The following is a 22,394-nucleotide window of genomic DNA, read 5'->3' as shown; positions in this document are numbered from 1 at the left end:
TTTTTTTATTAAGTAAAGGAAAAAACGTTTTATTTTCAGATTAATTAAAAAAATCTGTTTTTAATGTTACAATACAAATTAAATAGTTCAAAGGAGGAATAGCAGCATGTTTTCCATTGCTCATAAAAAAATTAGACCCATTGTTTCTCTACCTATCGATCAATCTGAAAAGGAATGGAATATAGATGTTAAAAATATAAAAGAATCTTTTCTATTTTTAAAAAGAGAGGAGAAATTATTTGCATACGTTCATGTGAAGGATCTGCTATCAAATAGTAAGGGATTAACTTCTAAGGTACTGCTTTCAAATGCTGTTTCATTAGATACAATATGTCATCTTAGTAAAGATATTTCTTTAACAGCTCTTTTTCAAATTATTGGAGCGCCGATTGCGATAGTAAAAAATGAAATGGATGAGCTAACAGGATATATAAGAAGAGAGGATGTTTTTGCAGAACTATTTAAACAAGAAAATCAGAGTGTTGATATATTGAAAATTATTTTAACGTCTATTCCAATGGGGATTTTTGTAGTAAATCGTGAAAAGAAAATTGTAAATTGCAATGAGTCTGGTTTGAAGATGATTAAATCGACTCCTGAAAAAGTTATGAATGTACCAGCAGAACTGATTTTTAATGAAGAGCACATTAATAACGTATTTACAACGGGAAAAACGATCTTGAATCAATTACAAATCACAAATGAGATGGGTGTATTAGTTGACTATAGTCCGATTCCAAACTTTGATCAAAGTATTGAAGGAATGGTTATAATTGTACAAGATTTGCCGATGGTCGAGGACATGGCGATGGAAATTGAATATATAAAGGATTTAAATAAAGATTTACATGCAATCTTGTCTAGTATTTATGATGAAATATTAGTTGTTAATCATAAAGGGGAATTAATTCGTTATAGTGAAACGGTTATCAATGATTTTTGGGGGAGTAATTTGAAAGACCTGTTAGGAAAAAATCTTTTAGACCTAGAAAAGAAAGGATTATTTAGTCCATCTGTTACGCGATTAGTGTTGGAAAAACAAAAAAAGGTATCAGTTGTACAAGAAACAAAGAGCGGAAGAAAAATATTAGCAGTTGGAAACCCTGTATTTAATGAAAATGGAGAGCTTCATCGTATTATTATTGCCTCAAGGGATATTACCGAAGCAACAAGGTTGAAGACGGAATTACATGAAATAAAGAAGATATCAGAGCAATATAAGAAGGAGTTAGATGATTTTAAAAATAAAGATCGTTTTCTTAAGAAGCTTATTTACTGTAGTCCGAAAATGGAGCAAATTATTAACCAAGCTAAAAAAATAGCAGATTTTTCTTCCAATGTTCTTATTTCTGGAGAATCTGGCGTGGGAAAAGAAGTAATTGCTCAGGCAATTCATCAACTTGGAAACCGATCTTCAAAGCCATTTTTAAAATTAAATTGTGGTGCAATTCCAGAGACTTTGTTAGAAAGTGAATTATTTGGTTATACGAAAGGTGCTTTTACAGGAGCCGATAAAAATGGGAAAGAAGGATATTTTAAGCAGGCTGATCAAGGTATTTTATTTTTAGATGAAATTGGAGAAATGCCTTTACATTTGCAAGTGAAATTGCTTAGAGTCCTGCAGGAACAAGAAGTAATTCCTATTGGAAGTACAATACCTACGAAAATAAATGTACAAATTATTGCCGCTACAAATAAGAGTCTTGAAAAGATGGTGGAATCTGGAACATTCCGTGAAGATTTATTTTATCGCTTAAATGTAATTCCGTTGCGGGTTCCTCCTCTACGAGAGCGAATGGAAGATGTTCCGGTACTTGCCTTTCATTTCTTGCAACAGTTAAATGAAAAATATAATAGAAATTATCATTTAACTCCAGATGCACTTAGCTTACTAGAGTTTTACTCATGGCCAGGAAATGTACGTGAATTACAAAATATGATTGAACGTTTAGTAGTATCAGCAGACGATCCAGTAATTGAAGCGGAGTTTGTTAGTAAATTTTTAACACCTCGTTATGACTTTAAAAAATCAAAACCAGTTATTACAAGAGTATTACCATTACAAGAAGCACTACATTCTGTAGAAGAACAATTGATTTTACTTGCAATGAAGCAGTACAAAACAACGACTAAGGCTGCAAAAGCTCTTGGAATCAGCCAATCTTCAGTGAGTCGTAAATATCAAAAAATTGTTAGTGAAAAAGGGATAGCGGCTGATATCATCTCTTATTCCTAAAAAAGGAGAAGGTCACATAGACTTCTCCTTTTTGTGTGTGCTCAGCATGTGCATATTCTTTAGGATTCAAGTCCCGAGTGGTGAGGGCTAATAATCAGTGGGAGATGAACAAAGCCCCACTGATTAAAGTTTCGCTTTATGCAAAATGGAATAGTGTATGCGAAAATGCATAAATTATTTGTTGTTTTTAAGAAAATAGTCAGTTTATGTATGATTCCTTTGGGTTTTAAATATTGGCATGAAATTTGCTTATAAATATATAAACGATCGATAAAGGGGGCTTCAATATAGTGCTAGATTTAAAAATGTATGTAAACGGTGAATGGATAGATTCTAGTAATCAAGAGAAAAGAACGATTATTAACCCTGCGAATGGCAAGGGTATAGCATATGCACCTGAGGGAACGATTGAGGATGCAAAATACGCGATAGAAGTGGCAAGAGCGGCCTTCGATAGCGGAATTTGGTCAGAAACATCCACTGCTGAAAGGGCATCATATTTATTTAAAATAGCAGATGAAATTGATAAAAATATGGAAGAATTAGTGTACCTTGAAACAATGGATAATGGAAAAACATACCGTGAGGCAGAAGGAGATATTGGAGATGCAGCAGCTTGTTTTCGCTATTATGCCGGATTGATTACAAAGCCAGATGGTCAAACGTATCATGTAGCCGATCCGATGCAAGCGATGGTTGTAAGAGAGCCAGTTGGTGTTTGTGGATTAATTGTTCCATGGAATTATCCGCTATTGATGAGTGTATGGAAAATAGCACCTGCTTTAGCAGCTGGAAATACAATTGTGTTTAAACCTTCTGAAGTGACACCAATAACTGTAACAAAGCTATTCGAAATCCTTGAAAAAGTAGGGTTACCAAAAGGTGTTGCCAATATGGTAATGGGGGCCGGTCCAATAGTAGGGAATGAAATTGCAGCGAGTCATAAAGTGGATATGATTTCCTTTACAGGTGGAACAAAGACAGGGAAGCACATTATGAGAACAGCGGCAGATAATATGAAAAAAATTTCGTTAGAGCTTGGAGGGAAATCTCCAAATATTATTTTTGCAGATGCAGATTTTGAGACTGCTATTGATTATGCTCTATTCGGTATTTATGCAGGTAGCGGACAAGTGTGTTCAGCAGGATCGAGAATCCTTGTAGAGGAAAGCGTTTATGATAGATTTGTTAATAGTTTTGTAGAGAGAGCGCAGCAAATTAACGTTGGACCTGGTGATAAACCTGAATCAGAAATGGGACCGCTTGTAAGTCAAGAACATATGGAAAAAGTATTGCGCTACATTGAAATCGGGAAAGACGAAGGCGCGGACATTGCTTGTGGAGGAAAGCGGATACTGACGGATGGAAAAGGAGATGGTTTCTTTATTGAACCAACGGTCTTTGTTAATGTAAAGCCTGATATGCGCATTGTCCAGGAAGAAATCTTCGGTCCTGTTGTAGTAATTCAAAAGTTTAAAACTGAACAGGAAGCAATTGAGTTAGCAAACGGTACGGATTATGGCTTAGCTGGAGGGGTATTTACGGTTGATGGTGCAAAAGCAATGCGTGTAATTCGCAAGCTTCGCGCAGGAATTACGTGGATTAATAGTTATCATCCAACATACAATGAGGCGCCTTGGGGCGGATATAAGCAAAGCGGTATTGGACGTAGCCTAGGAACGTTTGGTTTAGAAGAATTTCAAGAAATTAAGCAGATTAATATAAATTTAGAAGTAGAACCAATAGGTTGGTTTGCAAATAAAAAGAATATAGGAGTGAAATAGATGGGAACGAACGTGGAAAATAAATTGAATGAGCAAGATGTAAAAGGTTCAAATGTAAATGAGTATATTACGAAAGTACTACAGTTAATTGAAAAAGAAAAGGTTACTGAAGAAGAGGCAAACTGGATTCAAAAAGAAACAGTAGACGGATTTAGAGAGCATGTGAATCCTGGTTTTCTTGCTTATAGAAAAACAGTAACAAAAGATGGACAATTTGCAGCAGTAGAATGGTCAGATGAAGGGTCTTGCTTCATGGATATTAATGGTAAAAAGTATATTGATTGTTTAGGTGGATTTGGAATTTATAATGTTGGTCACCGTAATCCGAAAGTAGTAAAAGCTGTAACGGATCAATTAAAGCGTCAAGCATTGCACAGTCAGGATTTACTAGATCCACTTCGAGCAATTCTTGCAAAGATTTTAGCGGATATTACACCTGGTGATTTGAAATATGCCTTCTTCACAAATAGTGGAACAGAAAGTGTAGAGGCAGCATTAAAACTAGCAAAAATGTATAGTGAACGAACAACTTTCATTTCTACAACTCGTGCTTTCCATGGTAAGAGCCTTGGTGCTTTATCTGGGACGGCAAAAGGAATGTTCCGTAAGCCATTTTTACCATTAATTCCGGGTTTCCGTCATGTTCCATTTGGCGATATCGATATGATGAGAAAAACATTTGAGACATGTGCATTAGTGGGAGAAGATGTTGCAGCAGTTATTTTGGAGCCAATTCAAGGGGAGGGCGGCATTATTTTACCTCCAGAAAATTATTTGAAACAAGTGCGAGAGCTTTGTGATGAGTTTGATTCGCTCCTTATTTTTGATGAAGTGCAAACTGGAATGGGCCGTACAGGAAAAATGTTTGCAGCAGATTTATATGATGTTGTGCCGGATATTATTTGTCTTGCGAAAGCGTTTGGTGGAGGTGTAATGCCAGCGGGAGCTATTGTTGCGAAAGAAAAAGTATTCCAAAGTTGGTTTGAAAATCCATTTATGCATACAACAACATTTGGAGGGAATCCTCTTGCATGTGCTGCTGCAATTGCAACAATCCATGTATTATTGGAAGAGAAATTACCGGAACGAGCGATGGAAGTTGGAGAGTATTTTTTAAAAGGATTGAAACAAGCAGCAGAAGGACACGAAGATAAAATCTTTGAAATCCGTGGTCAAGGTTTAATGATTGGGATTGAATTTCATAAAGATGAGATTGGTTATGAAGTATCAAAGGCGATGTTTGATCAAGGTATTCTTGTTGCGGGTACATTAATTAACTCAAAAACAATTCGTATTGAACCATCCCTTACAATTAGTTATGAAGAAGTAGATACAGTGATTAATACGTTTAAATCTGTGCTAAATCAAGTAAAATGAATTTAAATTCAAATGAGTAATATATTTATATGTTATTACAAAAAGGCAGTGTAACGAAAAGTTACACTGCCTTTTTATTACATTTTTAATTGGAAGTATTTACATGACACTTGTCTTAGTGTACTATTTAACTAACACACTAAGACAGGAGGGGAGAAATGAAAATCGAATTTTCTCCAAATACACCAATTTACATTCAAGTAATGGAATACATAAAAAAGGAAATTGTAACAGGACATTTATTGTCTGGTGATAAAATTCCCTCTGTACGTGAATTAGCGAGTGAATTGCAAATAAATCCAAATACGATTCAGCGTACATTTCAAGAATTAGAGCGAGATGGAGTTGTTGTAACACGTAGAGGAATGGGGCGATATGTAACGAATGAAGGGGAGAAAATTATGGAGCTGCGAAAAGATATGGCGAAAGAATTACTTCATTCTTTTATAGATGGAATGGACAATTTAGGTTTTTCAGAAGAAGAAATTCTTACAATCCTTCGTTCTTCATTACATGAGAAAAGGGAGGAGAGCGAATGACAGAGTTATTAAAAATAGAAAATCTATGGAAGCGGTACGGATTAAAAGCAGTGATCCGTGAGTTAAACATAGAGATTACAGAAGGAAAAATCGTTGGGCTTGTTGGAGATAACGGAAGCGGGAAAACGACGTTATTAAAAATGATTGCAGGCCTACAACATCCTTCTGAAGGCAGCATAGTAATTAACGGTAAAAAAGTAGGGTTAGAGACGAAAGAAATCGTTTCATTTATGTCTGATAAGCCAGTCTTTGATGATTGGATGACTGTAAAAGATGCCCTATTTTTCTATCGAGATTTTTATAAAGACTTTGATATTCAAAGAGCAGTAGATACAATTGCGGAATTTAAAATACCGTTAGAAGAAAGAATTACAGCTTTATCAAAAGGTATGGTTGAAAAGCTACAAATTATTTTAACGTTTTCTCGAAAAGCGAAGTTATACGTACTGGATGAACCACTTGGCGGGATTGATCTTGTTTCTAGAGAGCACGTATTAGAACTTATTTTACAGTTTTATCGCGAAGATTGTACCATTTTAATTGCAACGCATTTAATCGGAGAAGTTGAAAATATTTTTGACGAAGTAATCTTTTTAAAAGATGGTGAAAGTGTACTTCACGAAAATGTAGAGGAGTTACGTTTCCAACGAGGAAAAGCTGTTACGGATTTGTTTAAGGAGGTGTTTAGTAGATGAAGGCCAGTTTAATATATATGTACAATGCGAATAAAAAACAAATTTTCATTTCGTTATTGTCATTCATATTCATTGTAGCTGTCGCTTTTGTAAGTATGGGGAATTATATTAAACAAGAATCAGGAGAAGTAAGGCAAATGATTATAATTGCTTTAGTATTCTTAGTTTATATGATTTTTGCAGTATTAGTATTTCTACAGGCTATATCTGCGTTTGGGAAAATGACCGAGAGTACATTATTTCGATTAACACCGCTATCTGGTAAAAAAATTGTTTTAGCAATATTGTCATATGCGGTAATTAGTTTAATGTGTTTTGAAGTGATAGGTACTATGTTTGTCTATAGTATTTCGATGAAAGTAATAAAAGGTACAGAACTCTATGGAATGTTATTTACGGAAAGTACAATTGAGCTAGATATAGTAAAACAATTATTTAGTAGTGTGTTATATGTATTTAATTTATCAAGTATATTGTTAGTTTTACTTTTTACAGTATCTAGCGTTAAAGTATTTTCTTTGAAAAAGAAAAAAATGGAGTATGTAATTATTTTCTTCTTATTTTTATTAGTAACGAAAGTAATCAATATGATATATGAAATGCTAGGCCGACTTGCACCTACATCTACTTTTATTAGGAAGTTAGTTTATATAGATGAATCGATGGATATAAATCTTATACTATATCCAGAAAGTCTTATGAATTTATATAGTATTGCTTTTTCAATCGGTATATTTGTTTTACTTGTTTATATAACAGGTCGCATAATCGATAAAAAACTAGAAGTCTAAAGGAGGAGTCAGCATTGGGAAACGTAGTAGTGAAATTAGAAAATGTTCGAAAAAAGATTGGTAAGGCAGAAATTATTCGTGGCTTATCATTTGAGGTTCGAGAAGGAGAAGTATACGGGTTCCTTGGACCAAACGGTAGTGGTAAGACGACGACGATTCGTATGATGACAGGTCTTATATCAATGACAGAGGGCGATATTACAATTTGTGGTCATAGCATTCGTACAGAGCGTGAAAAGGCGCTAGAGCAAATTGGTGCAATTGTAGAAAACCCTGAACTATATGATTATATGACTGGTATGCAAAACTTAAAGCAGTTTGCAAACATGGCAATTACTCCAATTAGTAAAGAGCGCATCGCTGAAATTATAAAGCTTGTTGAATTAGAGCATGCAATTCATAAAAAGGTAAAAACATACTCACTTGGTATGAAACAGCGTTTAGGAATTGCACAGGCGTTACTTCATCAGCCGAAAATATTAATTTTAGATGAACCGACAAATGGATTAGATCCAGCTGGTATTCGCCAAATTCGTGATTATTTACAACGATTAGCGAAAGAAGAAAATATTGCGGTCATTGTATCAAGTCATTTATTAAGTGAAATTGAATTAATGTGTGATCGCGTTGTTATTATAAAGCAAGGTGAGTTTGTACAAGAGTATAACTTACATGAACAAGCGAAGCATGATGAAACAGTTGTAGTTGTATTTGAAGTAGGTCAAGTTCAGAAAGCGAACGAAATTATTAAAGGGAAAGTACAAGGAAATGTAATTGTGACATCCATAATGAAAGAAGAGATTCCGCAAATTGTAAAACAGTTAGTGCATGCTGATGTACTTGTGTACGGTGTGACAGTTCAAAATAAAACGTTAGAGGATGAGTTCTTAGCGATTACAGGGGGAGTGAAAGCGTAATGTTTAAATTAATTCAAAATGAATTTTTGAAGTTACATGCGAAAAAAGGTATGTACATTTTAATAGGTGTAATTGCAGCGTTGGAGATTTTGGGAGTTTTAGGGATGCTGAAATGGGGAGGAGGAAATGAGTTTAAAGGATCATATTTCGATTTTGTAAGTTCAGAGATTGGTTTAATTATCTTATTTGCAACAATTTTTGGAATCACGATTGCTTCTCGTACAATTACTGATGAGTTTCAAAAAGGTACAATTAAGCAGTTATTAATCCGTCCGAGAAAACGAATTACAGTTTTGTTCTCTAAATATATTACAGTGTTACTTACTATATTATTTATCATATTTGCTAGCACGTTAATCGCAATGATTATTGGCGGAATTGTAATGGATGGTAGTAAAACTGAATTAACATTAGGAATTGTATTAAAAACAATTGTATATCAACTTTTATCACCATTTTTCTTTGCAACGCTTGCATTTTTCTTAGCGAACGTATTTAGAAATTCTGTATTACCATTAATTATTACGATGTTCCTATTTTTCTTACAAGGAGCAATTAATATGGTACTAATGATGTTTGCAAAAGGTGTAGCGAAATTTGTTGTGTTCTTCCATTTAAATTTAAGTGTTTACGATAGCAATAAATTAGTTAGTGGTGGAATGGAACCACCATTTACAGAATTTACGTTTACAACTTCATTATTACTTGTAGTTGCACACTTTGCTGTATTACTTGTAGCATCAAGTGTATTATTCCAAAAACGTGACGTATTATAATAGAGAAAATCCCCGTGTTAACGGGGATTTTTATTACATAACGCTCTCCTAGATTTTAACTGGAAGAACAGTAATACGGTATTTTAAATAAAATGTACTATATATTTTAAGAGATATGTTGTTTGAAATCATTTGAGAAAAATAGGAAGATTTTCAACTATATTCATATTATAATTTAGTTATCCGACCATTTATTTTTACTATCTTTGGAGGTGTTCAATATGCAATATGCATTTTCACGTATAAGGCTACGTAGTTTTTTTGGATGGATGATTATAGGGATGTTCCTGACGATGATTCCATTAAGTTTATCAGGTGCTTCTGACAATACGATAGAGTTCCTGTCACAAATATCAATCTTTTTCGCATTTCCACTATTGTGGCTATATTTAAAAACAAGTAAAAATAATGTTGTTTTTAAAAGTTTTTTTGATAAACCTGGACGTTTACATTGGGGGTTAATTGTATTAGCAACGATAATGGGAATGATTTTTTCAGTCGGTATATCCCAAATTCAATTTTATATTTTAGCACATACTGTACCTAATTTCTTAGTTACCATGTTAGAAGATGGAAATGTAATTAATACGAGTAACATATACATGACGATATTTTCTTTCATTTCAGCATGTGTATTAGCCCCAATAATGGAAGAGGTTATTTTTAGAGGGTTTTTCTTACAACGAATGGCTTACAAATGGGGGATTAAACGAGCGGTTATTATATCCTCTCTTATTTTTGGACTAGGACATTTTGATGTTATCGGTGCTTTCATATTCGGTGTTATTATGTGCCTTCTATACATAAAGACAAAAAATATATGGACGAATATTGCTGTGCATGCTCTAAATAATTTGATTGCAACGAGTATGCAATTTGTAGGTGGAGAGGGAAGTGGCGCAATCTCGATTACGGAATTACAAGCACAAAGTAATTTATGGATCGGCATTGGGCTTGCGATCGTCGGGTTACTTTGGTTAATCCCTTACATTTGGAAACAATGGCGTACAGTAAAAGAAGTTAGTGTGCCACCGGTTCGTTTCATAAATGAAGAAAAAGTAGCGAATACATCAGAAGAAAATGAAATATATAGCCAAGTGATAGTAACAGATAAATTGATGGCTGTAGAACTACCTGATGAAGCTGTAAATAAGCTTCGGTTAGAAGAAAATGATTATGTAACAGTTTCTGTAGAAGAAGATAAAATTGTTATAAAGAAAGCGCATAATAGATAATTAAAAAGTAGCTCCTAAAGAGCTACCTTTTAATTTGTAATAATCTCTACACGAAAATTATTACCGTTCTTTACATATTTAATATCTGTAACGATCCGAACTGTTTTTAGAAGTTCAACTTTTTCACCAATTCGAGGGATGGTCGGAACATTGTCCCAAATACCAAGCAAGTCATCTAATTGTGCCGTTTTTTCATAAAACCAGATTTTCAATGTAAAGCCCCTTTCTCGAACTTTATGTATTTTAATACATAATATATCATTTTTATTCTTAATGTAAGGGGTTTTTACTCTTTTTGTGAATAAAGATGAATTAATCTTCTGGGAAGATATGTTCAATATCCGGAGTAAGAGCTACTTCTGATAATACGATATGAGAAACTGTCGTTGCATATGAAGAAACATCATTGATAAATTCTTCAAGTTCAACAAGTGAAGGAACAGAGATTTTTACAATGTAGCATAAGCTTCCTGTTACTCGGTAACAAAAACTTGCAGATGGATAAGACTGAATAAACTGTTGCATACGTGTTGTATCACCATTTTTTAAAGTGATTTCTAAAATACAATCTAAAACAAGTCCTGCTTTTTTATAATCGATATCGATTGTGTATTTTTGAATAATTCCTTCACTTTCAAGTTTACGAACACGTTCTGTAGTAGACGGAGCCGATAAGTTTACTCGTTTTGCTAATTCACGCATCGAAAGGCGACTATCATTATATAATTCATTTAAAATTTTTCGATCAACACGATCTAATTGCATTTGTAAATATACCTCCAGTAAAATGATGATTTTTGTAAAGAAAAATTGTAAATTAAGATTCATATGAAATGTAAAGTGAACTTTATTTATTTTACAATAAAAAAGAAGGAAATAGGAGGGAAAATGATGGAGAGAATTACATTATCAAATATAGGGGATACAAAGTTTCAAAAATTATTAGGCCATAATCCAGATATATTAAATTCGTGGAGTACGTTAGAGAATACATTGTATAGTACAGGGACCCTTTCCACAGAGTTAAAGGAGCAAGTAAGAAGAACATTAGCGTTTGGGAATGAATGTCCGTACTGTATGGCAAAGGGAAAGCCGGATGATATACAAAAGATAGAAGAAATTAGCGTAGCCGTTACTTTTGCACATGCATTTGTTCATGACCAAAAGGCGATAGATGATAATATGTTTCATGTATTAAAACAATATTGGACTGAAAAAGAAATTGTAGAGCTTTGTGCTTATATTTGTTTTATTACTGCTTCACAGCAACTTGGTTTTCTGTTTCAATTACAGCCCAATTAACTAGGAGGATAATATGCTTAAACAAGCAGCACTTATAATCATTGATGTACAGGAAGCATTCAACTTACCGTACTGGGGCGTGAGGAATAACCTTTTTGCGGAAGAAAATATGAAAAGTTTGTTAGAAGAATGGAGAAAAAGAGAATTACTAGTTATTCATATTCAGCATGTGAATAAAGAAAATGTGGAGTCAATGTTTCATCTAGATGCAGAAACAGTACGTTTTAAAAAAGAAGTGAGGCCATTACCAGGTGAGATTATTATTCAAAAGGTTGTTAACAGTGCATTCATTGGGACGAATTTAGAGGAACAATTAAGAGAGCAGAAATGTAATACTGTAGTGATTGTTGGATTAACGACAAATCATTGTGTAGAGACGACAACACGGATGGCAGGTAATTTAGGATTTACAACGTATGTAGTGAGTGACGCGACGGCTACTTTTAACCGCATCGGTCCAGATGAAACAGAGTATAGTGCAGAGGATATTCACAATATGACACTTGTAAACTTGCATGATGAATTTGCTAAAATCGTTACGACTGAAGATGCTTTAAAATTATTTTAAGAAAATAATTGCGGAATTATGTAGAAAAAAATAAGAATATTTCGTATAATCTAAGTATAATCATTTTGAAAATAGGGGTGTCATCATATGAAGCAAATTCCAGTAAAAAAAATAGAAGAGGTACTCGTTTTAGCAGGAGAGGATAAACAAAAGCAAAAGGAATTTTATGAATTGCTCTTAACAACTGATTTTTATGTTGCTGGTTCATTAGAAGCAGAGGACGGAGCAACAGAAGGCACACTTCGTTTACGTCATTTCCAAGGAGAGGATAGATGGATCGTTCCATTCTTTACGCAATTGGAATTTGTAAAAGATGTGTTGCCAGAAGGGACACCCCTTATTACGATACGTGGAAAAGAATTATTTGGTAGTATCGAGAAAGATGCGACAGCTGTATTAAATGTTGGAACAGATATGAGTAAAACATTTATTCCAGAAGAAATTGCAGATATCGCATCTGGACGAATCTTTAATTATTATAAGTAAAAGGAAAAGCTTATCAGCTTTTCCTTTTTAATTTGAGCAGGGAGTGGCTATACCAGAAGAAATAGAAACAGTTTTGTTATTTATTGTTGCTGTAGCTCCGAGGGGAATACCGATATTTGGACTTATATGTCCAATCGGTAAACCGAATAACACAGGTATATTATATGGCGTGAAATATTCATATAATATTGTTTGCAATGATTGGGACGGTTTAGAAGGGTTGCAGTCGTGACAACTTGTAAAAATAACGCCACTGCATTCATTAAACTGTCCAGATAAAAGTAGTTGATTTAACATCCGGTCAATGCGGTACGGTTCTTCACCAATATCTTCAAGCAATAAAAGTTTATTTGCCGTATTTATCTCATAGGGCGAGCCGATTATACTTGTTAACACAGTTAAATTCCCTCCAACTAATGTGCCTGTAACTGTACAAGAGGTAGGTACGATACATTCTGATGCATATAAGATAGATGAATACGGATGGAATAGTTGATTGAAAGAAGATAAAGAGAGAGAATCTATACCTTTTCCTAATTCTTCAATCATTGGACCATGAAAAGTTACAAGCTCTGCATAACGTGAAAAGGCAGTATGTAAAGCCGTAATATCGCTATATCCCCAAAAAATCTTTGGATTCCGTTGAATGATTTCATATTGAATGTAAGGGAGGAGACGAGCACTTCCGTAACCACCTCGTGCACAGAAAATTGCTTTCACTTCATTGTTGGTAAAGGCTTCATGTATATCATCAAGACGGACTTGATCATTTCCAGCTAAATATCCATACTTTTCATAAACACTCTTTCCAATTATTACGGATAATCCCATCTCTTTTAATACGTTCACGCCTTTTAATACATTATCAAGTGTTGGTGGGCCAGACGGTGCAACAATCATTACTGTATCACCTTTTTTTAACGCATTTGGATAAATCATTGTTCTCAGCCTCCTTCTCTTTCAATATATTCGCTTGAGCGAAAGTTCAATCCTTGTAAAAGAAGGGGAAAGCATGTCATATAAAGAAGGTATAGGGAAAGTAGGAGGGAAAATGATGTTTACAAGTCGAGTAATAGATATATTACAAATTAAGTATCCCATCATTCAAGCAGGTATGGCAGGAGCGATTACAACGCCAGAACTTGTTGCAGCTGTGAGTAATAGCGGAGGATTAGGTACGCTTGGAGCAGGATATATGAGCCCAGAACAAATCCGTGAAGCGATTTATAAAATAAGGGAACTAACAAATAAGCCTTTCGGTGTTAATTTACTTTTAACGAAAGAGATACAGATAGAAGAAGAGAAGGTAAACGAGGCGAAAGTATTACTTAGTGGAGTGAATAGAGAATTAGGTATAGAGGAAGAAAAGACTTTAAAACTTCCAAAAAGCTATAAAGGACAATTACAAGTATTATTAGAGGAAAAGGTACCAGTCGTTAGTTTTGCATTTCAAACGTTAGAAAAAGAAGAAATAGATGCTTTGAAAAGGGAAGGGATAAAAATTATCGGAACAGCTACCCATGTAGCGGAAGCGAAAGCACTTGCCGAGTTAGGGGTAGATATTATCGCCGGGCAAGGTAGCGAGGCAGGAGGGCATAGAGGAACGTTTATTGGGAAAGAACAAGATGCGATGATTGGTACATTTGCATTAATCCCGCAATTAGTAGCGGAAGTACCTCATATCCCGATTGTCGCAGCAGGTGGTGTAATGAATGGACAAGGGCTTGTTGCGGCATTTGCGTTAGGGGCAGAAGCTGTTCAAATGGGATCAGCCTTTTTAACGAGTGAAGAAAGTATTACGCATGACGTGTATAAAAAAGCGATTTTACATAGTACGGATACGAGTACAACGGTAACCCGAGCGTTTTCTGGGAAATATGCACGGGGTATTCGCAATGAATTTATAGAGAAACATGAAGGAAGAGAAGAGAATTTACCGATGTATCCAGTGCAAAACGTATTAACTTCAAAAATACGTCAAGAAGCAGCGAAGCAAAATAAGGAAGAGTATATGTCGCTTTGGGCGGGACAAGCATCATCATTAGCACGAACGGAATCAGCTCAGCACGTAGTGAAACGTGTCATGAAAGAAGCGGAGAATGTAATTGAACAATTACAAAATGTATATACAAAAAGACCACTTGAATAATTCAAGTGGTCTTTTCGTTAGTTTGCTTTATAAAATTGTTGGATAGCTTCGTCGATGTAAACCCAGCCTTTCCAACCTAAGTGCATATGATCTTTTAAGAAGTACTTATCATACTCATGATTTGAGAAGTCAGCAATTGGATAGCCAGCTTTCTTAATTTGCTCATGAACCTTATTGTAGTATAATTCGCGTTTTTCTTTCGGGAAGCCAGCGTAATCATACCAAGGACCTTTTACAGGAACAGAAATGAAGAGTGGTTTTGCACCAGATTGTTTTAATAAATCAAGTACAATTTGTAAATCTTCATACTCTGGTGATTGGTCATAAGCATCATTTTTTAAGTAGCCTTCACGTTGCTTTAATTTCTTCTTAATTTTGCTATTGAAGTAATCATCTTCGATACCGTATTCGTTAGAGCCTGATTCTACTGCACCTGTTTGATCAGCATGTTTACGAGCTTCTTCCCAGTTCATTTGTTTCAATGATGGGTCAAGCTTTTCTTTATGCGGCTTAATATTAAACATAGCTGTAAATAAATCTTTACGATCTAGAATGTTACGATAAATATAAGCGAAAGGTTTAGCAGCAAGTGCTTTTACTTTATACTTTGTATCATCGTAGGCGATACCTTCAAGCGAAATTTTTAATAAAGTTTCTTTTTTTACAATCTCAAAGTTTAATAAACGCTTCGCAATTTGTTTTTTCATTTCAGGTTTTAAATCATCGTTGAAAATGAAGTGGTAACCTTGTTGTTTTGAAAAGTTAGGTGCAAAGTGTGTCTCATCAATACCTTGTGGTACAAACCATTGCGGAGAAAGAACAAATATCATTTTCTTATCTTTCAATTGATCCATTGTAGATGCGAAGTTTAATACATGTACAAGGTCTTGTGTTCCGCCGCGTCCAAGTAGGAATGGTGTGAATCCTTCAGGCTTTACTTTGAAATAATTCGATGGATGAAAAGCATCCATACGTGCGAATTCCGATGAACCGTACATCGGAAGATATTTCGGATCTGCTAACATCTTTTGCTGTAAAATCATACTTTGAATCTTTTCTTCTTTTAAAGAAGTCGCAGCTTGTTCTACTTTCTCATCACTTAAAAGTGGAAGTAGGAAGCGCGTTGGAATAAGTAAGAATACAGCAAAAAGGGCCAATGCTAAAAGCATCGGACCAAATTTTGCTTTGTTCATCGGATTTCTTCCAACTTTTTAATAACCATATTTGGTGTAGCCCACTCATCACGGTCAAAATCAGAAATAGAAACTTCAATATCTAAACGCTCTTGGAATTCAACTAATAAAGATACTACAGCGAAAGAATCAAGAATACCCTCTTCAAATAATTGAACATCTAAGTTTTCTTTCACAATATCGTTTTCACATACTTCTTCTAAAATATCTAATACTTGCTCTTTGAATTCTGCCATTTTTAAAATCTCCTTTATATCCGAAATATATTATATGTGCAACTTCTTAATAGTATAAGAAGGGTGCATTAAAAGTATCTGTTAAGGTGTCCAGAGAAAATTAGGAAACCGAAACATACAACGTGGAACGTAATTACAATCGCAAGGACGTGTGTAAATTTATTGTTTGGCCAAAACTTATGCTTCTTGTTTTTTCGTTCGAAAATATCGAATAAAATAAACAAGGCGGCATGATATAGCCCATAAATAACATACTGCGCAACAGCACTTCCTTGGATGTGCCAAATTCCCATAATGAAGAAGTTTAAAAATGCACCGATATACGAAATTGTGTAACGGTTCTTAATTAACTTTTTCTTCGTTGCAAAAAAGACGAAACGCATGTAGATGAAATCACGGAACCAGAATGATAAACTCATGTGCCAGCGGTTCCAGAAGTCTTTAATATTACGACTAAGGAATGGCTTATTAAAGTTTTCTGGAGTTTTAATTCCCATCATGTAACTGATACCAATTACGAACGCACTATAACCTGCAAAGTCAAAGAATAATTGCATGCTAGTAGCGTACATAAAAATCACATTAGATAAAAGTGTATCTTGATTGGCGAATACTGCTTTTACAAGATATGTTGTTATCAAATGCGCGATTATAAATTTATACAGAAAACCTTGGAAAATACGGTTAAGCCCTGTATATAATAATTTTTGATACTCCTCAGCACTAGGTGGCTTTTGGATATCTTTTTGGAATCTTCGGTAACGATCGATAGGTCCACTTGAAATCGCAGGGAAGAATAAAACGAATTCCCAGAAATTAAAGAAGGAAAGTTCTTTAATTAAGTTATCGCGAACTTCAAATACCATTTGTACAGCTCTAAATGTTACGTAAGACATACCTGCGAAAACAATAAAATGCAATTCAGGTACAAACGGTGCGATTTTTGCCAAAATAAGAGGTAAAATCGATAAAATAACAGCCATACAAAATGTGAATGTACTATTATTTTGTTTTCTTAACATTAAATAGCCTTTAATAAGGGCATATTGCCAAATAATAAATGCTGCTAACATCATTGCTTGCTTTGGTTTATCAGAGAAGATAATAACGAGCATTACTAATGTTAGAACGGCATTATATTTACGCAACATTTTACCTTTTAATCCAGCTATGATAGTAGGTATTAATAAAATGCCCACTATAGCGAAAAAATAAAATGATCCATATGCGGTCATGCTGTAACCTCACTCAATAATTTTTTGCGATCTACCTTTCCATTTGGGGTCATTGGAATAGAAGATTGATACATGAATTTACGTGGAATCATGTAGTTTGGTAATCGCTCATTGAGTTCTTTTTTTATTGCAGATGTTAATTTGAATTCTTTTTCAAACGAATGCTCTCCAGGAACAACAACCGCTAATAAATAATCGTATTTCTCACCTTTTTTAATTGGAACAATAACTGCTCCTTCTACGTAAGAACATGCACGAAGATGATGCTCAATTTCTTCTAATTCCATTCGATAACCATGAAGCTTAATTTGGAAATCAAGACGACCATTATAGAATAGAAGACCATTTTCTACATAGCCAGCATCGCCTGTTTTATAGGCGCGCTCACCGTCAATCATAGTAAATGCTTTTTCTGTTAATTCAGGGCTTCCTAAATATCCAACGCTTACGCTTGGACCGACAATTACGATTTCACCTTTTTCACCATCGGGTGCAATTGTACCATCTTCTTTCATAATAAGAAGGCGACAGTCTGATTTACAGTAGCCAACTGGAAGTGATTTGTATTGATCAAGCACTTCTTCTGTAACGTGAATACCTGTTACAGCAACAGTAGCTTCTGTTGGACCGTACGTATTCATAATTGTAGCTTTCGGGAAACGCTCAATTAATTTTCTAGCCACTTCATTTGGTAACACTTCACCGCAGAATAAGAATGTTTTCATGTTTGGTAGCATACTCTCAGAGAAAGATGCTTCCATTAAACACATTTCAGCGAAAGATGGTGTTGAAGTCCATACTTGAATATCCGATTGCTCTAAAGAAGCAAACAAGTCTTTTGGACGTGCAATCATATCTTTATCGATTGCCCAAAGTGTACCACCTGTTACTAATGATGGGTAAATATCCATTACAGATAAATCGAATGAGAAAGGTGCTTGGTTTAAGAATACTTGCCCTGTTTGTAAGTTGAAATCTTCTACAGCCCATTTTGTAAAGCTAACAAGACAGTTATAAGTAATCTGAACCCCTTTCGGATTACCTGTGCTTCCTGATGTGTAAATAATGTAGAAGTTCTCATCACCTTTTACCGCATGTTCAGGATTTGGAGTGTTCCCTTTATGAGTAAAGAAAATATCTTTTAAGTTGTCTTCACTTACAGTGCGAACGGGTAAATCAGTTACAGTTACTTCTGTTCCTGATAAAAGTAATTTCGCACCAGAATTTTCAGCGATACGTTGTACACGATCAGCTGGGATAGATAAATCTACAGGAATGTAAGCATGTCCAGCTTTCACACACCCTAAAAAGTTAATGATCATTTCAGGTTGCATATGGCCATATACCATAATTGGTGAACGATCATCTGGATACTCAGAAGAAATCCAATGTGCTAACGCATCAGAATCTTCCTTTAATTGTTTGTACGTAATTTTCGCATCTCGCCAAACAAAAGCGGTTTGATCAGGCGTTTCTGCAGCCCACTTTTCAATTTGTTCTAATAACTTCATAACGTTCCCACCCTAAAATTCGTTGTAAATAAATGTACTTGTGTTTGTATCATGGAATCCATACAACCAAAGTAATGCAAATAAAATTGCAAGGTAATAAACCGTCTTTGCAACCCATTGTGTGAGTGGTTGAGACCATATCTCTTTTAATCTGTCCATGTCTTTCCCTCTCTTAATGAAATAATAGCTCTTTGTAGGTATCATGTCCTACATTATTGTGAAAAAAACAAAATGCCACATTTTAGGTAAAAATAAGTCAAAAGGCTCTTTTCTGATATTAGCACTAAATACTAAAAAAGAAAATCCCTAACTTAGCAATTATATTACATTCAGCATGAATTTGTAATGGGTTTGACATGTAAATAAGAAGTGGATTGTGTAAATACATAAAAGTGGATTGTGAGAAGGCGTGAAAATATAATATTTGTTTTACTATTCCTGAATTGGAGTGGGCTAATAATCACTGGGTACTTAGTACATTTTCAAGGTATAGAGCCTTTTAAAAGGAGGTAATTATTATGAAAAGAGAGTGGAGGAGTTTTATTTCAGAAGAAAATATCATGAAATGGAGACGGCATTTCCATAAGTATCCGGAATTATCGTTTCATGAAAAAGAAACTTCGCAATTTATATATGATACATTATGTTCATTTTCTTATTTTGAAGTAACGAGGCCAACGGAGTATAGTGTACTAGCAATTAAAAGAGGAACGGAACAAGGGAAAGTAGTTGCGATTCGAGCTGATATAGATGCTTTACCAATTCAAGAGGAGACAAGGAAATCTTATACGTCTGTGAATAAAGGAATGATGCACGCATGTGGGCATGATGCACATGCTGCTATTTTGTTAAGTGTTGCAGAGACGATAGCAAATACAAAGGAAGAGTTTGTAGGCGAAATTCGTCTATTTTTTCAGCATGCAGAAGAAGTATATCCTGGCGGCGGACAAGAAATGGTTGAGGCAGGTGTTATGGATGGTGTTGATTATGTAATAGGTTTACATGTTATGTCTGGATTGGAAAGCGGGAAGATTGGGATTGTGTACGGGGCGATGATGGCAGCACCAGATGTATTTACAATTGAAATTTTAGGAAAGGGGGGTCATGCGGCACGACCAGAAGAAACGATAGATCCTATTGCTATCGGAGCACAAATTATTACAAATTTACAACATATCGTATCAAGAAATACAAGTGCTTTTATGCATAGAGTAGTGTCAGTCACACAATTTCATGGGGGGATTGCCGATAATATCATTCCAAATACAGCAGCTTTAATGGGAACGGTTCGTTCTTTTAATCAAACATTAAGGAAAGAAGCAGAAGAGAGAATTGAGCAAGTCGTGAAAGGAATTACAGAAGCGCATGGAGGGGATTATACATATACGTATCGGTACGGATATGATCCAGTTATTAATGATGAATATATTACGAAAGTAGTAGAAGAAAGTGCACTACATTTGTTTGGGAATGAGCGTGTTGTGAAGCTGGAACCTTCTATGGGAGGAGAAGATTTTTCAGCGTATTTAAGAAAAGCACCTGGTTGTTTCATTAAATTAGGAACAGGGAATAAAAATATTGATACTTGTTATCCACATCATCATCCGAAATTTGATGTGGATGAATCGGCTTTAATTAATGGAGTGGAACTATTTTTAGAGACAATTATAAGACTACTAGAAACTGATAAAACATAAAAAAAGGCAACTGCGCTCTATCGCAGTTGCTTCTATTTCTTCCGTCAGAGAGGGCTGAGAAAGAACTATGCTCATTTATAGTATATGAATAGCTAACGGACAAGCTTGTACATTATAACTATTTTTTTAAAAATAGTTATTGACTTTGATAATCAATTTCAATTAATCTAATGGTATAATTGAAATTGATAATTGTTATCAATTAAATAAATGAGGAACCTTAATGAGAAAAACATTTCACCTTTTACGAAGGGGATTAAAAAATAAAGATGTTGATAAGCATATTGAATGGCAACGAAATGTAATTCGTTCTGAATATGTAGATGAGAAGAAAATAATTCAAATAGAAAAAGCGATACATAGTAAAGGGAGAGATTCAATTGAGTAAGTTAGTAATGATTTATGCGAGTATGAGTGGGAATACAGAGGAAATGGCTGATCATATTGCGGGTGCGATTCGTGAAACGAAAAATGAGATTGAAGTAATTGATATTATGGATACACCAGAAGCTTCTATATTAGAGCAATATGACGGTATTATTTTAGGTGCGTATACTTGGGGAGATGGTGATCTTCCTGATGATTTTTTAGATTTTTATGATGCAATGGATTCTATTAACTTAACTGGTAAAAAAGCAGCAGCATTCGGTTCTTGTGATTCGGCTTATCCGAAATACGGGGTAGCGGTTGATATTTTAATAGAAAAGCTGCAGGAGCGTGGGGCAGCAGTTGTGTTAGAAGGATTGAAAGTAGAATTAACGCCAGAAGATGAAGATGTAGAAAAATGTTTACAGTTTGGAGCTGAATTCGTAAAACACCTTTCTTAATGGCAGAAGGGAGATGAAGAGCAATTGCATGAAAAAATCTCAATCAAAACGATGACAGATTACCATTTGTATGATTTTATGCGTTGTCCACACAAATTTTATTTCCGTCATATAAAAAGAAGAGAACCTTCTTCATTTGAATGGCAACAAATAGCACAAATGATTGTGAATCAAATTATTAATGAATATTACACGCTACCTGCGGGCCAACAAACGAAAATTGTACTTTTAATATTAATAGAAAAGTACTGGAAAAAAGTAAGGATTAATATGTTTGCTTCGAAGACGGAGTACTATATTGTTTTAGCGAAGCTAACTGATCATTTATTACAGTTTGTTGAAAGGGATGATAGTCAGGCGCCGCCGTTATTTTTATATGAGAAGTTTCAAACATATATGGAAGAGTTAGGTGTCCACATGTCATTGACATTTGAAGTGGGTGAGTGGAGTACTGAGTCGTTTGTAATTAAAAAGTATGTTGTCGATGCGGATGAGGAAATGCTTGCTCTTTGTCAGAAGCTAATGACAGTATTCAGTTATAAAGCTTTCGGTATTCTTCCAGGGAAAATTGAAGTTATTAATTTAATAGAAGGAACTAAGTATGAGTACATTCCGAAACAGGAAGATATTATAACTGGAATGGATGATTTATTTAGAATGAAAGAAATGTTGCAGCAACCTGAACACTACACAGAGCGTCATTTTCGTTCTGAGTGCATGAGTTGTGCTTTTCGTGGTGAGTGCCAAGTGGAAGAGGCAAAAGAGGAAACGTTGCAGAAGAAAAATATCGTACATTAAAGGATGCAATTTTGCATCCTTTTTATTATTGACATGAAAAGC

25 protein-coding genes are annotated in these 22,394 nt (G+C 34.7%); 17 read left to right on the top strand and 8 right to left on the bottom strand.

The features are described 5' to 3' along the window. Positions 1-106 precede the first annotated feature (106 nt). From QCI75_RS20115 to QCI75_RS20075, 9 genes are all read left to right on the top strand, one after another. A complete protein-coding gene (locus QCI75_RS20115) occupies positions 107-2,236 on the top strand; it encodes a sigma 54-interacting transcriptional regulator (RefSeq protein WP_353761068.1) in 2,130 nt (709 codons plus the stop codon). A 290-nt stretch (positions 2,237-2,526) separates the two neighbouring features. After that, positions 2,527-4,020: an aldehyde dehydrogenase family protein gene (locus tag QCI75_RS20110; protein WP_144506222.1), complete on the top strand. Its 1,494-nt coding sequence runs from the start codon at positions 2,527-2,529 to the stop codon at positions 4,018-4,020. Further along, positions 4,021-5,397 (top strand): putrescine aminotransferase, encoded by a 1,377-nt coding sequence (locus QCI75_RS20105; RefSeq protein WP_144506221.1) that lies wholly within the window; start codon positions 4,021-4,023, stop codon positions 5,395-5,397. A gap of 158 nt (positions 5,398-5,555) precedes the next feature. Then, on the top strand, positions 5,556-5,936 hold the full coding sequence (locus QCI75_RS20100) for a GntR family transcriptional regulator (RefSeq protein WP_144506220.1): 381 nt from the start codon (positions 5,556-5,558) through the stop codon (positions 5,934-5,936). Next, entirely contained in the window at positions 5,933-6,631 is a 699-nt protein-coding gene (locus QCI75_RS20095; protein ID WP_002117387.1) for an ABC transporter ATP-binding protein, read from the top strand. The genes QCI75_RS20100 and QCI75_RS20095 overlap by 4 nt, the downstream gene beginning before the upstream one ends. Further along, complete coding sequence (locus QCI75_RS20090; protein WP_353761066.1) at positions 6,628-7,422, top strand: ABC transporter permease; 795 nt, start codon at positions 6,628-6,630, stop codon at positions 7,420-7,422. Before QCI75_RS20095 ends, QCI75_RS20090 begins: the two co-directional genes overlap by 4 nt. A gap of 14 nt (positions 7,423-7,436) precedes the next feature. After that, a complete protein-coding gene (locus QCI75_RS20085; protein WP_144506218.1) occupies positions 7,437-8,339 on the top strand; it encodes an ABC transporter ATP-binding protein in 903 nt (300 codons plus the stop codon). After that, positions 8,339-9,115, top strand: a complete 777-nt coding sequence (locus QCI75_RS20080; RefSeq protein ID WP_144506217.1) for an ABC transporter permease — start codon at positions 8,339-8,341, stop codon at positions 9,113-9,115. Before QCI75_RS20085 ends, QCI75_RS20080 begins: the two co-directional genes overlap by 1 nt. Before the next feature lie 221 nt (positions 9,116-9,336). Beyond that, complete coding sequence (locus tag QCI75_RS20075; RefSeq protein ID WP_353761065.1) at positions 9,337-10,350, top strand: CPBP family glutamic-type intramembrane protease; 1,014 nt, start codon at positions 9,337-9,339, stop codon at positions 10,348-10,350. A 29-nt stretch (positions 10,351-10,379) separates the two neighbouring features. On the opposite strand, the gene QCI75_RS20070 is transcribed toward QCI75_RS20075, so the two are convergent. Together QCI75_RS20070 and QCI75_RS20065 are read right to left on the bottom strand one after the other, a co-directional pair. Beyond that, complete coding sequence (locus QCI75_RS20070) at positions 10,380-10,562, bottom strand: DUF3913 family protein (protein WP_000707108.1); 183 nt, start codon at positions 10,560-10,562, stop codon at positions 10,380-10,382. 100 nt (positions 10,563-10,662) lie between these two features. Then, positions 10,663-11,115 (bottom strand): Lrp/AsnC family transcriptional regulator, encoded by a 453-nt coding sequence (locus QCI75_RS20065; protein ID WP_002117396.1) that lies wholly within the window; start codon positions 11,113-11,115, stop codon positions 10,663-10,665. 123 nt (positions 11,116-11,238) lie between these two features. Here QCI75_RS20065 and QCI75_RS20060 point away from each other — a divergent pair, with 123 nt between their 5' ends. The 3 genes from QCI75_RS20060 to QCI75_RS20050 all read left to right on the top strand — a co-directional run bounded on the left by QCI75_RS20060 (position 11,239) and on the right by QCI75_RS20050 (position 12,706). Further along, a complete protein-coding gene (locus tag QCI75_RS20060) occupies positions 11,239-11,652 on the top strand; it encodes a carboxymuconolactone decarboxylase family protein (protein WP_186320887.1) in 414 nt (137 codons plus the stop codon). A 13-nt stretch (positions 11,653-11,665) separates the two neighbouring features. Beyond that, complete coding sequence (locus tag QCI75_RS20055) at positions 11,666-12,220, top strand: cysteine hydrolase family protein (protein WP_144506214.1); 555 nt, start codon at positions 11,666-11,668, stop codon at positions 12,218-12,220. An 87-nt stretch (positions 12,221-12,307) separates the two neighbouring features. Then, positions 12,308-12,706: an SseB family protein gene (locus tag QCI75_RS20050; protein ID WP_144506213.1), complete on the top strand. Its 399-nt coding sequence runs from the start codon at positions 12,308-12,310 to the stop codon at positions 12,704-12,706. A 27-nt stretch (positions 12,707-12,733) separates the two neighbouring features. Here QCI75_RS20050 and QCI75_RS20045 read toward each other — a convergent pair whose 3' ends face one another. Continuing rightward, on the bottom strand, positions 12,734-13,645 hold the full coding sequence (locus QCI75_RS20045; RefSeq protein ID WP_144506212.1) for a S66 peptidase family protein: 912 nt from the start codon (positions 13,643-13,645) through the stop codon (positions 12,734-12,736). 73 nt (positions 13,646-13,718) lie between these two features. Here QCI75_RS20045 and QCI75_RS20040 point away from each other — a divergent pair, with 73 nt between their 5' ends. Next, positions 13,719-14,855 carry an NAD(P)H-dependent flavin oxidoreductase gene (locus tag QCI75_RS20040; RefSeq protein ID WP_144506211.1) on the top strand — a complete coding sequence of 379 codons (1,137 nt, stop codon included), beginning with the start codon at positions 13,719-13,721 and terminating at the stop codon, positions 14,853-14,855. 17 nt (positions 14,856-14,872) lie between these two features. On the opposite strand, the gene dltD is transcribed toward QCI75_RS20040, so the two are convergent. From dltD to QCI75_RS20015, 5 genes are all read right to left on the bottom strand, one after another. Continuing rightward, positions 14,873-16,048 carry a D-alanyl-lipoteichoic acid biosynthesis protein DltD gene (gene dltD / locus QCI75_RS20035; RefSeq protein ID WP_353761064.1) on the bottom strand — a complete coding sequence of 392 codons (1,176 nt, stop codon included), beginning with the start codon at positions 16,046-16,048 and terminating at the stop codon, positions 14,873-14,875. Further along, positions 16,045-16,284 carry a D-alanine--poly(phosphoribitol) ligase subunit DltC gene (gene dltC, locus QCI75_RS20030; RefSeq protein WP_000807310.1) on the bottom strand — a complete coding sequence of 80 codons (240 nt, stop codon included), beginning with the start codon at positions 16,282-16,284 and terminating at the stop codon, positions 16,045-16,047. The genes dltD and dltC overlap by 4 nt, the downstream gene beginning before the upstream one ends. Before the next feature lie 68 nt (positions 16,285-16,352). After that, a complete protein-coding gene (dltB, locus tag QCI75_RS20025) occupies positions 16,353-17,519 on the bottom strand; it encodes a D-alanyl-lipoteichoic acid biosynthesis protein DltB (RefSeq protein WP_144506209.1) in 1,167 nt (388 codons plus the stop codon). Beyond that, positions 17,516-19,030 (bottom strand): D-alanine--poly(phosphoribitol) ligase subunit DltA, encoded by a 1,515-nt coding sequence (dltA, locus tag QCI75_RS20020; protein ID WP_353761062.1) that lies wholly within the window; start codon positions 19,028-19,030, stop codon positions 17,516-17,518. Before dltA ends, dltB begins: the two co-directional genes overlap by 4 nt. 12 nt (positions 19,031-19,042) lie before the next feature. Continuing rightward, complete coding sequence (locus QCI75_RS20015; protein WP_144506207.1) at positions 19,043-19,189, bottom strand: teichoic acid D-Ala incorporation-associated protein DltX; 147 nt, start codon at positions 19,187-19,189, stop codon at positions 19,043-19,045. Between the two features lie 359 nt (positions 19,190-19,548). On the opposite strand from QCI75_RS20015, the gene QCI75_RS20010 reads away from it, so the two are divergent. The 4 genes from QCI75_RS20010 to QCI75_RS19995 all read left to right on the top strand — a co-directional run bounded on the left by QCI75_RS20010 (position 19,549) and on the right by QCI75_RS19995 (position 22,352). Then, complete coding sequence (locus QCI75_RS20010; protein ID WP_144508068.1) at positions 19,549-20,727, top strand: amidohydrolase; 1,179 nt, start codon at positions 19,549-19,551, stop codon at positions 20,725-20,727. Positions 20,728-20,950: 223 nt separating this feature from the next. Further along, positions 20,951-21,115 (top strand): hypothetical protein, encoded by a 165-nt coding sequence (locus QCI75_RS20005; protein WP_186320967.1) that lies wholly within the window; start codon positions 20,951-20,953, stop codon positions 21,113-21,115. Then, positions 21,108-21,554 carry a flavodoxin gene (locus tag QCI75_RS20000; RefSeq protein ID WP_144508066.1) on the top strand — a complete coding sequence of 149 codons (447 nt, stop codon included), beginning with the start codon at positions 21,108-21,110 and terminating at the stop codon, positions 21,552-21,554. Before QCI75_RS20005 ends, QCI75_RS20000 begins: the two co-directional genes overlap by 8 nt. Positions 21,555-21,578: 24 nt before the next feature. Next, complete coding sequence (locus QCI75_RS19995; RefSeq protein WP_070141438.1) at positions 21,579-22,352, top strand: hypothetical protein; 774 nt, start codon at positions 21,579-21,581, stop codon at positions 22,350-22,352. Positions 22,353-22,394: the final 42 nt, after the last annotated feature.

The sequence above is a fragment of the Bacillus cereus group sp. RP43 genome (assembly GCF_040459645.1).
Classification (GTDB): domain Bacteria; phylum Bacillota; class Bacilli; order Bacillales; family Bacillaceae_G; genus Bacillus_A; species Bacillus_A mycoides_C.
Note: the sequence above shows the minus strand (reverse complement) of the source record. Positions and strands in the feature narration are given on the sequence as shown.